The following is a 12,860-nucleotide window of genomic DNA, read 5'->3' as shown; positions in this document are numbered from 1 at the left end:
ATTAAAAACTAATCCAATTCCTCAATTATTTCAGATCATGAACGTTTTGTCAAAGTCATTTGATAGAAAACGATTTGCTTTGAAACTTATATGCTGTTTGTTTTTTCTAGGACTAAATTTCTTATCCTTCGGGCAAGAAAAATGTGGTACTACAATATTTAATAAAACCTCAGTTGGTCAGCAATCAGAGGAAATTAAAAATCGATTTGAGCGTTGGCTCATCGAGAATAAACACAATACTCCCTCCCAGATGAAAGTTTCTGGTCATTTAGCTGCAACCGTTTATCAAATCCCAGTTGTAGTTCACATCGTCCACAATGGAGAAGCCTACGGCAGTAAAGGCAATATTCCTGATGAGCAGATCGAATCTCAAATTACCACACTCAACGAAGATTTTAGAAGAATGAATGCAGATCAGTCTGATACACCAGCGGATTTTTTGGATGTGGCGGCTGATGTGGAGATAGAATTCGTGATGGCCAAACGTGACCCAGAAGGACTGGCCACGAATGGTATCGTAAGAGTCGAAGGAAATCAAACTGGATTTACTATTGATGAAGCTGAAGCCTTAGCGTCCAATAGTTATTGGCCAGCCGAAGAGTATTTTAATGTTTGGGTTGCAGACCTCAAATATGGCTCTGGTGATGGTCTATTGGGATTTGCTAAGTTTCCAATTTCAAATGAACCAGGAATGGACGATGATCCTAACCTCAACCGAATGATAGATGGGGTCTATATGGATTTTGAATATTTCGGGACAGGTTATAATGCTGTTTCCTTTTCTAAAGGTAGAACCATGACCCATGAGGTAGGGCATTGGCTAGGGTTGAGACACATCTGGGGAGATGGAGGATGTAGTGTGGATGATTTTTGTGATGATACGCCAACACAAGGCGGTAGTAATTCTGGATGTCCCTCTGAGGATCAAGAATCTTGCTCGACAATTGACATGTTTCAAAACTACATGGACTATACGGATGATGTATGCATGAATCTTTTTACTGATTGCCAAAGTGATAGAATGCGAATAGTGCTAGAAAATAGCCCTAGAAGAAAAGAGTTGCTGGAAAGTAAAGGAGCGATAGAACCCAATCAAGTAAGTAATGATTTGGGTATAAAATCGATTGAAACGCCAAGTTTTGGTAATTGCGACTTGGTGATCGAGCCGGAAATTGAGGTGCGCAACTATGGAACAAATGATATTGATGAGTTTAGCATTGATCTGTTGGCAGATGAGGAGCTACTGGAGACACTTACCTTTACGGAGACTTTAACACCCCTGCAAACGTTGTTTGTAGATTTCTCTTCCATAACCATTTCAACTGATGTTGAATCTTTTTCTTTTAAGGTAAACCAAGTGAATGGTGGCGCCGATGGAAATGATGAAAATGATTGTCAATGGATAACCACTTTTTTTCCCGAGCATGAAGCCGTTCCGTTTGTTGAGGATTTTTGGGATTTAGATGACTGGAAAAGACGAAATAGTGGTTCTAATACTTCTTCATGGAATTTGGCAGATGCCCCAAATGTTACTGTAATAAATACGGCAGCCTCGCTTGCCTATCATGGGTCTAGCAGCGATTCATTTGGTGAATTAGATTATCTCATTAGTCCAGTGTTTGATTTGTCTGAATTATCCACTGCCGATCTTAAATTCAAATACGCATATTCCGGTTATCCTGATAATTATAGCGACGCACTTTCCGTGGTGGTATCTACAGATTGTGGGGCTACATTCCCTGAGGAACAAGTTTTGTTTAGGGAAATTGGAGCGGAATTGGTTACGACTTCATCCACTAGTTCATCGTTCGTTCCCGACGGCCCAAGCGATTGGGTAGAACTTGAGATAAACTTCAATGAATTTTCGGGATCAGAGGTCGTTATTGCGTTTATTGGGAGCAATGGAGGGGGTAATAATATTTATGTAGATGATGTTGAAATTTTTTCTACGGCGGCTCATGACTATGATATTGGGATCGTAAGCATTAATGAATTGCCAATTGTGAGCTGTGAGCAGAGTGTTCCAATTAGTTTTGATGTTAGAAATTATGGCAAGCAATTGATTAATAGTTTTAGCGTTCAGTATTCCCTTGATTCTTTTAGTAGAAGTGTTGAATTGAACGGAGTTAACCTTGAACCTGGGAAGACACTTGGCTTTGAAATAGATGATATAGAGGTAGAAGAAGGTGATTATGAAATTTCCATACAGTTGATTGATCCAAATGGAAACGAGGATGGAGATTTTACTAACAATAGAGCCACTAGTTTTTTCGCTGTTAATCAAAACTCGGATATCATTCCAATTCGGGAGAAATTCTCTAGCGCCATTGAGTCTTCAGACTGGAGTTTTATTCGCCCAGAGGCCCCAACAGATTGGATGATTACCACATTCGAAGATGAATTTAGAAAAGACTATTCAGCTACTTTAAACGGATATGAAATAGTCGAATTAGGAATTGAAAATTGGCTGGTGAGTCCAGTTTTAGATTTTTCCTCGACCGATGAGGCTTCTATGTCATTTGACCTTTCTTATGCGAACAAAGTAGGGCGAAATGACGAATTGAAAATATTAGTTTCTATCGATTGTGGGGAGTCTTATCCTTTCGAAATCTACAATAAAAAAGGAGGGGAATTAGCTGTCACTCAAAGTGAAACGGCTTGGTTGCCAGATACTATTACGGATTGGAGAGAAGAGTTTGTTCATCTCAGTGATTTTGTAGGTACGTCCGAAGTACGATTGGCTTTTGTAGTCACCAATCAAAATGGAAACAACCTTTATTTAGACAATATAGAATTCTATGAATCTGCTGGACCGCCTCTAGCGTTTGTCGAGAGCATGAAAAGTTTTCCAAATCCCGCGAAAGAGTATGTGGAAGTCAAATTCAATTTTAATATAAAAGAAGAAATTTTACTACGAATAGTAAGTCTGCAGGGAGAGGTAATCGCTGAGAAAATTTTTCCAAACACACTCAATCAAGTCTATCGATTGAATCAGATCAGCAGTGTTCCTAATGGTATGTACCTGTTACAAGTACTTGGCGACAATACAAAATTGTCAGATAAAATATTGATCAATCATTAGTTTAGACTGAGCTTTTGATTTGCTTCTCTTTTTCAAATCTGGCTATCGCCAATTGCAATAATTGATCTATCAAATCTGTGTAAGCTATACCCGAAGCTTCCCATAATTTAGGGTACATACTGATTTGAGTAAACCCGGGAATGGTATTGATTTCATTGACCAAAAGTCTGTTGTCATTGGTTAGGAAAACATCAACACGAGCAAATCCTTCACATTCTAATACTTTAAAAGTGTCTTTCGCCATTTTTTGTACTTCGGCAATTTGCTGATCGGTTATTTTGGCTGGAATATCAATTTTATAACCTTGATCATCCAAATATTTGGCCTCATAGGAATAAAAACTATGCGTGAATGAAATTTCACCTGGAATAGATGCTTTGGGATTTTCGTTTCCCAATATGGCGCACTCTATTTCTCGACCATCTATGAATTCTTCTATAATGACCTTGTGGTCAAATGAAAAGGCTTCATCTAATGCACTTTGATATTGTTCGGTGGTATCTACTCGGTTTATTCCTACGGATGAGCCAAGATTAGCTGGCTTCACAAAGCAAGGTAATCCTAGTTGATCAGTTACGGTTTCGAAACTAGGACGCTCTTCATGCGATCGAATGGTGATGTATTTACCTATTGGAATTCCAGCATCTCTCAAGAGACGCTTCATGATGTCCTTATCCATCCCTACAGCAGAACCTAAAACTCCCGCACCTACGAATGGAATGTTTGCTAATTTGAGTAGTCCTTGAATTGTTCCATCTTCACCCATGGGGCCATGAAGGATGGGGAAGACCACGTCAATTTTTTGAGAAGTACCAGACAATTGCCCCTCACTCTGAGGAATTAGGGCTACGCTGTCACTTTCAGGATTAAGGCTGATTTTTTCAATGTCATCTGAGTGGAGAATTAATGCAGTGTCTCTATTATAAAGCCATTGCCCATTTTTATCAATTCCGATTAGTATGGGCTCATACTTGTTTTTATCAAGTGCCTCTATCACATTCTTAGCTGACCTTAATGATATTTCGTGTTCAGCGGATTTGCCGCCAAACAAGATGCCTACTTTGATTTTATTCTCCATATCGATGGCAAATGTATAAAAGAAGAATTTTAAGTTGACAATAATCTATTTGACTTTTTATCAAGGCTTTTTATTTATTTTTTTCAATGATTCCATGTAATTTGCCGCGTCACCTATTGAAAGAAAGAAATGAGTAAATCCGAACCTTCTAAGAAGGACTTGTTGATTCACATTGTGCTAGCCGGAGTGGCTTCCATTTTTATACTTCTGTTTGTTTTCTATGTCTATCTGCCGTTTACCACAAATCATGGGGAAAGCATGACTGTACCAAATTTGGAAGGAATATTATTAGAGGACTTAGATGAATTTTTGGAAGAAAGAGATTTAAGATTTGAGGTAGAGCCTGATTCTGGCTACTCCCCAAAATTCCCTGCATTGGCAGTGCTCAAGCAATTTCCTTTAGCGAATGCTAAAGTGAAAGAAGGGCGGAAAATTTATATCACATTGAATGCTTCACAGCCACCTGTCGTAAAAATGCCTTCTTTGATTCAACGTTCTTTGAAAAATGCGCAGTTAGAATTGAGAAGTTTAGGGCTTGTTCTTGGTGATATAAGATACAGACCTGATTTTGCGTTAAATACTATTTTAGAGCAATATTATAATGGAAAGAAGATCCGAGAAGGAGATGAAATCCCGAAAGGGTCTAAGATTGACTTCGAAGTAGGAGATGGGTTGGGCAATCAGACCTTTCAGATGCTCAACCTTACGGATATGGGCTTAGATGAAGCCGTTTTCGTGATGCGAGGTTATGGTCTAAAATTGGGTGATGTCTTTTATGAGAAAAAAGGCAAAATTTCCAAAGAAAAGGATGGTTCTGATGGTGACGTCATTATAGAAACAAAAGATGCTCGACCAGGGAGAGTCTTCAAGCATTCGCCAAATGCTAAAAATACAGCCAAAATTGGTCAAGAGATAGATCTCTGGATTGTAGAAGTAGACTCAACTGCTCTGGAAGAGACACCTACTTTGGATTTAGATTCAGAATAACAGGTGCTTTAAAATAATAGTTCGATTATTCGTTGATAGTTATATGCAATTGATTTTTTGTCGTGTGGGTTTGATTATAGGGTTAACCCTAATTGTACAAACTAGCTATGCACAATTGCAAGTGAGATCGATCAATCGAATTACGAATCAACAGTCTGTTCATGAAAATGCTAGATTAAAGGCGGTTGGTGATACCATCTTGTTACCCTTTTGGGATGATTTTTCATTTTCTTCAGTAACCCCTGATAGTAGGTTATGGGAATCGAATACTGGTGCATTGATTAATGGAACTTTGGGAAAGTCATCGCCAACGCTTAATGTGGTATCTTTTGATGGGAGTGATATTTATGGAAATCCACATAATCCCACAGGTGTAAATAGTGAAACAGTAGACGTTTTGACTTCTAGTCCTATTGACTTGTCAGTCATTCCAAATGATAAACGAGACTCGGTATATTTTTCGTTTTATTGGCAAATGGGTGGCTTAGCGGAGGCTCCCGAGCAACGTGATTCCTTGAAAGTTGAGTTCTTAGATGTAGATAGTGTATGGAACGAAATCACAGAATTAACACTTATAGGTCATAAAGACAATTTGCATGATACATTTACCAAAGCATATGAGCAAATAGATTTAGAGAAGTATTTCCACTCTGGTTTCCAGTTTCGCTTCAGGGCTGCAGGAAATAGTCTCGGACCGTATGATGCCTGGCACATAGACTATGTCTATTTGAATATTGATCGTCATGAGGATAGCGAGTCATTAAGAGATGGGGCTATTGCAAGCATTCCGACATCGATTTTCAGTGAATACACCATGATTCCTTATGATGTGCTTTTTAATTTTCCTGATACGATATATAGTCCAATTGAAGTAGAGTTATCTAGTTTGGTACAGGGTATCTACGTTGTGGAGGTAGCATTAATACTTCGAGATACTTTATTGGATAATGTTATTTACAATCCACCACCCACTAGTGGAAATTCTTTAACTCCATTTGGAAGAAATACTTTTGAGGCAGATCCAATTCCTGCTTCTCAGTTGAGTTCAGAGTCAACAGACTCATTGTACTTAGAGTTAGAAATGATTTTCAATTCTAAAGACGAGTATTTTGTTTCGGAAGTAACCGATAGTGGACTAGAGTTTCTTGTGGATGATGAATACAACTACAGACTGAATGACACAGTGAGAACTTACCATGAAGTACATCACACGCTGGCTTACGATGATGGAGGCGCAGAGTATGCTGCAGGACTCAATAAAAATGATTCTCAGTTGGCTATATATTTTAACATTCCAAGTGAAGACACTTTGACGGCTATAGATATTCATTTCCCGCAATTCTCTAGGTCTGATGTTGACCCAGTTTCACCAACAGGTAAACAAATTCTTCTTAGTGTACTGAAAGATCTGTCTGGTTCGCCAAACTCCGTTATTCGATCTCAAGAGTTTATTATTCCTGGGAGTGCACAATTAAATGCATTTGACCGTTTTACTTTTGATCTACCGGCCATCCTTTCTGGAGAGTTTTACTTAAGCTTTCAGCAGTTTACCGATGAGTATATTGGTATAGGATTAGATAACAATAATCTTATTGGTACTCAAAAGATATTTGTCAATACCGAAGATGAATGGACCCCAAACAATAAAGTCGAAGGAATGGTGATGGTACGTGCCATATTCGAAGACTCAGATTTTGTGGTTTCTTCTGTTGATGAGTTGGATGATCAGTTGATGGTATTTCCAAACCCTGCCAATGATAAACTCAATATTCAAGGTGAGTTTGAAAGTTATGAATTACTAGATTTGTCTGGTAAAACACTGAAATCAGGAAATTCAAATTATTTGACCATCTCTGATCTAAAAAATGGAATATACTTCCTGAAGATCAAAGGTAAAGGAGCTCAATTAACTAGAAAAATCGTGGTGCGCCACTAACTAAGAAAGGCGCTTTTTGTAATCTGAATAGTCGAATGTTCTAATCAGTTCAAAATCTCCATTTTTCTTTTTTAGCCCTATTGCCGGATGTTGTACACCATTGAATGTGCTTGTTTTCACCATGGTGTAATGAATCATATCCAGAAATTCGATTTCATCACCTACATTTAGGGGCTTGTCAAATGAATAAGCTTCAAGAAAATCTCCAGCCAAGCAGCTTACTCCGCCCAATCGGTATTTATATTGTCCTTTATCAACTTCAGGATATCCATTGGCTAATTTAGGCCGGTAAGGCATTTCTAAACAATCAGGCATATGGCATGTAAAGGAGCCGTCTATGATGGCAGTCTTCACGCCTCCATTTTCTACTAAATCTATGACTGTGGTTTTGAGTGTTCCAGTTTCCCAGGCAAATGCGCTTCCGGGTTCTAGAATTAAATGTAGTTTGTGTTTGGCTTTGAATGCTTTTAATACTTGAATCAAATGACCTGTATCATAATCTTTTCTTGTCATCAGATGTCCACCTCCCATATTGAGCCATTTAATGTTTGGAAGTAAGTGTCCAAATTTATCCTCGAATGAAGCTAATGTTTTTTCCAGAGCGTAAGAATTAGATTCGCACAATACGTGAAAGTGCAAACCTTCAACATAGTCAGGAAGATCGTTAATGATATTCTCTGACTTCACACCTAGTCTTGAAGTAGGAGAGGATGGGTTGTACAAATCCGTCTCTACATCAGAGTATTCTGGGTTTACACGTAAGCCTACAGATACGCCTAAATCATTTGCTTTTTCTCCAAATCGCTCTAATTGGCTCAATGAATTGAATGTAATGTGACTGGAACCTTCAAGTATTTGGTCAATATCATCGTCTTTATACGCCACCGCATAAGTATGCGATTTAGTTTTCATGTGTTCATTGCATAGCATCATTTCATGCACAGAGCTAGCTGTAGCGCCAGTGATGTACTTACGAACGATTGGAAAAGCGCTCCACATGGCAAAGCCTTTGAAGGCCAAGATGATTTCAACTTGCGCTTGGTCTGCTACCCGCTTGATGAGACTTAGATTGTTCTCTAGCTTTTGTTCATCTAGTACAAAACAAGGAGAAGGGGCCGTGTTATTCATTTACTTGACCTCTAAATCAACATCATGCTGCTCATGCCATGGCAATCCTTCGGTGTTCAACTTGTCCATGAAAGGATCAGGGTTGAACTCCTCAACATTGAATACGCCAGCTCCTGACCATTGTTCAGTCAGAACCATCATAGCACCAATCATGGCAGGTACTCCTGTGGTGTATGATACACCTTGAGCCCCAGTTTCGTTGAAGGCGTCTTGATGCTTACAATTGTTGTAGACATAATAGGTCTTCTCTTCTCCATCTTTGATACCCTTGATTCTACAACCAATAGAAGTTTCTCCTTCATAGTTGTCACCCAAGCTGCCTGGATCAGGTAGAGTTTCTTTCAAAAATTGCAATGGAATAATTTCTACACCCTTATATTTTATAGGCACAATGGACGCCATCCCTATGTTCTGAATCACTCTCAAATGCGTCAAATACTCCTGACCAAAAGTCATCCAAAATCTAGCTCTCTTCAAGCTAGGGAAGTTTTTTGTTAATGACTCGAGCTCTTCATGATAGAGGACATATGAATCTCTCTTTCCAATATTTGGATAGTTTAATTCCTGTTTGATTTCAAATGGTTCAGTTTCTACCCAATCTCCATTTTCCCAATATTTACCATTCTGAGTTATTTCTCTAATGTTGATTTCAGGATTGAAATTAGTAGCAAATGCTTTTCCATGATCTCCGCCATTGCAGTCTACAATATCCAAGTATTGAATTTCATCAAAATGATGTTTGGCCGCATAGGCTGTATATATACTAGTGACACCAGGATCAAAACCACATCCGAGAACGGCTGTAAGTCCAGCATTTTTGAATTTATCCTGATAAGCCCATTGCCATTTGTATTCGAATTTGGCTTCATCTTTCGGTTCGTAGTTGGCTGTATCGAGATAATGGACGCCAGTCTCAAGACAAGCGTCCATAATAGTAAGATCTTGATAAGGCAAGGCCACATTGATAATTAGCTTTGGTTTTATTTTGTTGATCAATGCTACTAATTCTGGGACATTGTCGGCATCTACTTGAGCTGTATTGATTTTTACTTTTATATCCTTTTCAACATCCTGTGCGATTTGATCGCATTTAGATTTTGTTCGGCTAGCCATCCATATATCAGAAAAAACAGCTGCGTTTTGTGCACATTTGAAAGCAACTACTCGGCCGACTCCTCCAGCACCAATGATTAAAATTCTAGACATCGTAATAAGGTTTTTGTTAGTCCAAATTTATATAACGTTACGATCTATTTGTCTATAATAGAATTTATTAATTCTAATATGTGTTAGTATTAAGAATAGATAAATTTTATATAAATTGTAGAGTTCAATCATTTTTGTAATTGCATTGATGCTTCAATTGTAAATCAAAAAACCAATGAAAAAAGCATTTTCAACATCAATCCCTAATTACTTACTTTTTGCCACAATTGTGCTGCTAGGTAGTTGCCTCTCTCAAAAGGATTTTATTACAGATTCAGATTATAGTTACGGTGGAAAATTTAAAAAGTATAGAACATATAGTTTTATGACTAGTCCAGAAAATGACACCTTATTCCATCGTGAAATTCTTGAAAAAACGATAGCCTCAAGAATGGGGGCGCAAGGATATTTCAAGGATGTGAAGAAGCCAGACTTGTTAGTGATGTACAAAATATTCTATGAGAATTTTTCACTCAGAGGGTATAATCAGCCACATTTTGAAAGTTGGGTGAATAATGAAATTGTTGCTGAAGATGAGGATGAGGAAGAGCTGGATGAATTTTTTAAGGATGACGCAGCGGAAGGTGAAGAATACAATGTAAGTAATTACGAAATGAATGATGGGACGCTTCTTGTAGTCTTCTTTGATAGAAAAAAGAAACAAACGGTATGGCAAGGATATGCTTCCGGTGTATTCACAAAAGACAATAGAGACGCCAAAAAGAATATTAAAGTAGCTACTTCAAAAATATTTAATGAATTTAGATTGATCGCTGATGGATATGTAATCAAAGGTGGTTGATTTTTAATAAGCTTTGAGAAATGATCAAGACCCAATGAATGTTGGGTCTTTTTTTTGCTTTATTTGTTGGTCTAAACGAAAGAATAAAAATTTATGTCAAAACCTCTCATTTTAATATCAAACGACGACGGAGTAACTTCTAAGGGAATAAGAAAATTGGTTGACTTGATGTCAAAAATTGGTGAAGTGGTCGTAGTTGCACCAGATGGACCTCAGTCAGGTATGGGGCATGCCATTACAGTTGGAGATACACTGCGTTTGTCCAAAACAGATATTTTCGGTGACATTCAGGCGTATAAATGTTCAGGTACACCAGCAGATTGTATCAAATTGGCCAAACATGAAGTATTGAAAGGGAGAAAAGTAGACTTAGTCGTTAGTGGTATCAATCATGGATCAAACACCAGTATTAGCGTGCTGTATTCAGGCACTATGTCTGCAGCTATCGAAGGAGCTATTGAGGGTACACCAGCAATAGGGTTCTCACTTTGTGATTTTAGCTGGCATGCGGACTTCTCTCATGTGGATGAATATATTTTGAAAATTGCCAATGAGGCGTTGAAAAATGGATTGCCTGAAGGAATAGCTTTAAATGTCAATATCCCTCCTAAACAAAATGAGACAATAAAAGGAATAAAAGTAGCACGTCAGGCCAATGCCAGGTGGGAAGAGGAGTTTGATAAAAGAAGAGACCCGCATGGAAGAGATTACTACTGGATGATTGGAAATTTTGTGAATCATGATAAAGGAGAAGATAATGATGAATGGGCGATTGCCAATAACTACATCTCTATCGTTCCTTGCCAGTTTGATCTGACAGGCCATCACGCCTTCAGTCATTTGAATGAAAAGTGGGATTTGTAATATGAGATGAAAAATGAACAAATTAGAATATCTGTATAGAATTCATAGGAATAAGTCACTTGCTGAGATAAATGAAAATATTTCATCCGTTAAAGTGAATCTGAGTTATACTGATAATGATGAATATGCATCAAAACCAAAAGAGCGAATACTTAGTCCAGATAGTAGTGTAATTTGCTATTTTGATTGTATTAACCCTACCTGCACAAAGGGTTATATAGATTTTACCAACAAACTTCGCGATATGCTATTAAGGAACGAAGAGAGCTTTAAACACCAGGAAACCTGTGACGGGTATCAAGATGAAGAACGAGTTAATCAATATGGATGTCGGGTAAAAATTCAGTATGAAATAAAAATTGTCTACAAGGATAATTCTTAGATGATAGTTGTCATTTGGATTCAATTACTCTACTTTTGCACTTCAAAATTTTTAAACTAAATATTTCATAATGAAAAATTACGAGACGGTATTCATTTTAACTCCCGTTTTGTCTGATGATCAGATGAAGGATGCTGTCGGAAAGTTTAAGAAGGTACTAGTAGACAATGGTGCGAAAATCATCAATGAAGAAAACTGGGGCCTTAAGAAATTAGCTTATCCGATACAGCACAAAAAAACAGGGTTTTATCAATTGTTCGAGTTTGAAGCAGAGGAAACAATCGTGGACGCGCTTGAGACTGAATACAGAAGAGACGAGAAGATCTTGAGATTCTTAACGACTGCATTGGACAAGCATGCATTGGCTTACAATGTGAAGAGAAAAAGCGGTGCATTTAACAAAAAGAAAGAGGAGGCAAAATCATGACATTAGTAAACGAGCCAATAAACAGAGCCGATCAGAAGAAGAAATACTGTAGGTTCAAGAAGAATGGTATCAAGTATATTGATTACAAAGACGCCAACTTCCTTTTGAAATTCGTAAACGAACAAGGTAAAATTTTGCCAAGAAGATTGACTGGTACTAGCCAGAAATTTCAAGGTAAAGTTTCTCAAGCTATCAAAAGAGCTAGACACATTGCTTTGTTGCCTTACGTTACTGATTCACTTAAATAAGACAAGGACATGGAAATTATATTGAAAGAAGATATCAAAGGCCTTGGATATAAGAACGATACAGTAGATGTAAAGCCAGGGTATGGTAGAAACTATTTGATCCCTCAGGGATTTGCGATCATTGCAAGCGTTTCTAACAAGAAAATGATTTCAGAAAACATCAGACAAGCAGCTCATAAAGCAGAGAAGCTTAGACAAGATGCTGAAGATTTGGCTAAATCTATCGGTGAGGTAGTATTGGAGATCAAAACTAAAGCTGGAGAAAGTGGTAAAATTTTCGGTGCAATTACTGCATTGCAAGTTTCTGACGCTTTAGCTGCTAAAGGTTTTGAAATCGACAGAAAGAAAATCAGTTTTGATACACAAGTGAAGAACGTGGGTGATTACAAGGTGTCTTTGGATTTGCACAAAGAAGTTCAGCACGATGTAAACATTAGTGTGGTAGCTGAATAAGTTACTCAACTTTAAAATATTAAAAGCGATGCTAGCGATAGTGTCGCTTTTTTTGTTTAGCATTTCATAAATTGAATTTTTAAAAGAAAAAATATAGTTCTTGACAGAATCCTTTCCTGGCAAGTCCCCACCTAAATTTGAATTATGGTGAGCAACATGCCTCACATGGTGTTTTTTGTAATTCCGCTACAGCTTCGTCCCATTGAGCTAAATAATTACTGAACTTCTAACAGAATTTCTACATTCTAAATTGGTAAGCGCATACCA

At 37.8% G+C, this 12,860-nt stretch carries 11 protein-coding genes; 8 read left to right on the top strand and 3 right to left on the bottom strand.

Features of this window, described 5'->3' with window-relative positions; translation table 11 throughout:
- The first annotated feature begins 37 nt into the window (after positions 1 to 37).
- Positions 38 to 3,082: a choice-of-anchor J domain-containing protein gene (locus ABJH98_RS09400; RefSeq protein ID WP_348307410.1), complete on the top strand. Its 3,045-nt coding sequence runs from the start codon at positions 38 to 40 to the stop codon at positions 3,080 to 3,082.
- A gap of 1 nt (position 3,083) precedes the next feature.
- Here the strand turns inward: ABJH98_RS09400 and ddlA are convergent, their stop codons facing one another.
- Positions 3,084 to 4,160 carry a D-alanine--D-alanine ligase gene (gene ddlA, locus ABJH98_RS09395; RefSeq protein WP_348307409.1) on the bottom strand — a complete coding sequence of 359 codons (1,077 nt, stop codon included), beginning with the start codon at positions 4,158 to 4,160 and terminating at the stop codon, positions 3,084 to 3,086.
- A gap of 129 nt (positions 4,161 to 4,289) precedes the next feature.
- Between ddlA and ABJH98_RS09390 the strand changes: the two genes are divergently transcribed.
- Positions 4,290 to 5,147 carry a PASTA domain-containing protein gene (locus tag ABJH98_RS09390; protein WP_348307408.1) on the top strand — a complete coding sequence of 286 codons (858 nt, stop codon included), beginning with the start codon at positions 4,290 to 4,292 and terminating at the stop codon, positions 5,145 to 5,147.
- 43 nt (positions 5,148 to 5,190) lie between these two features.
- Positions 5,191 to 7,083 carry a T9SS type A sorting domain-containing protein gene (locus tag ABJH98_RS09385; protein ID WP_348307407.1) on the top strand — a complete coding sequence of 631 codons (1,893 nt, stop codon included), beginning with the start codon at positions 5,191 to 5,193 and terminating at the stop codon, positions 7,081 to 7,083.
- On the opposite strand, the gene nspC is transcribed toward ABJH98_RS09385, so the two are convergent.
- Positions 7,084 to 8,211 (bottom strand): carboxynorspermidine decarboxylase, encoded by a 1,128-nt coding sequence (gene nspC / locus ABJH98_RS09380; protein WP_348307406.1) that lies wholly within the window; start codon positions 8,209 to 8,211, stop codon positions 7,084 to 7,086.
- On the bottom strand, positions 8,212 to 9,417 hold the full coding sequence (locus tag ABJH98_RS09375) for a saccharopine dehydrogenase family protein (protein WP_348307405.1): 1,206 nt from the start codon (positions 9,415 to 9,417) through the stop codon (positions 8,212 to 8,214). It lies immediately after the preceding gene.
- A gap of 175 nt (positions 9,418 to 9,592) precedes the next feature.
- Between ABJH98_RS09375 and ABJH98_RS09370 the strand changes: the two genes are divergently transcribed.
- From ABJH98_RS09370 to rplI, 5 genes are all read left to right on the top strand, one after another.
- Positions 9,593 to 10,219 carry a DUF4136 domain-containing protein gene (locus ABJH98_RS09370; protein ID WP_348307404.1) on the top strand — a complete coding sequence of 209 codons (627 nt, stop codon included), beginning with the start codon at positions 9,593 to 9,595 and terminating at the stop codon, positions 10,217 to 10,219.
- A gap of 93 nt (positions 10,220 to 10,312) precedes the next feature.
- A complete protein-coding gene (surE, locus tag ABJH98_RS09365) occupies positions 10,313 to 11,083 on the top strand; it encodes a 5'/3'-nucleotidase SurE (RefSeq protein WP_348307403.1) in 771 nt (256 codons plus the stop codon).
- 452 nt (positions 11,084 to 11,535) lie between these two features.
- Positions 11,536 to 11,892 carry a 30S ribosomal protein S6 gene (rpsF, locus tag ABJH98_RS09360; RefSeq protein WP_084370701.1) on the top strand — a complete coding sequence of 119 codons (357 nt, stop codon included), beginning with the start codon at positions 11,536 to 11,538 and terminating at the stop codon, positions 11,890 to 11,892.
- Complete coding sequence (rpsR, locus tag ABJH98_RS09355) at positions 11,889 to 12,140, top strand: 30S ribosomal protein S18 (RefSeq protein WP_263050496.1); 252 nt, start codon at positions 11,889 to 11,891, stop codon at positions 12,138 to 12,140. The genes rpsF and rpsR overlap by 4 nt, the downstream gene beginning before the upstream one ends.
- Before the next feature lie 9 nt (positions 12,141 to 12,149).
- A complete protein-coding gene (rplI, locus tag ABJH98_RS09350) occupies positions 12,150 to 12,593 on the top strand; it encodes a 50S ribosomal protein L9 (RefSeq protein WP_348307402.1) in 444 nt (147 codons plus the stop codon).
- Positions 12,594 to 12,860: the final 267 nt, after the last annotated feature.

This window comes from Reichenbachiella sp. (assembly GCF_039969095.1).
Classification (GTDB): Bacteria; Bacteroidota; Bacteroidia; order Cytophagales; family Cyclobacteriaceae; genus Reichenbachiella.
Note: the sequence above shows the minus strand (reverse complement) of the source record. Positions and strands in the feature narration are given on the sequence as shown.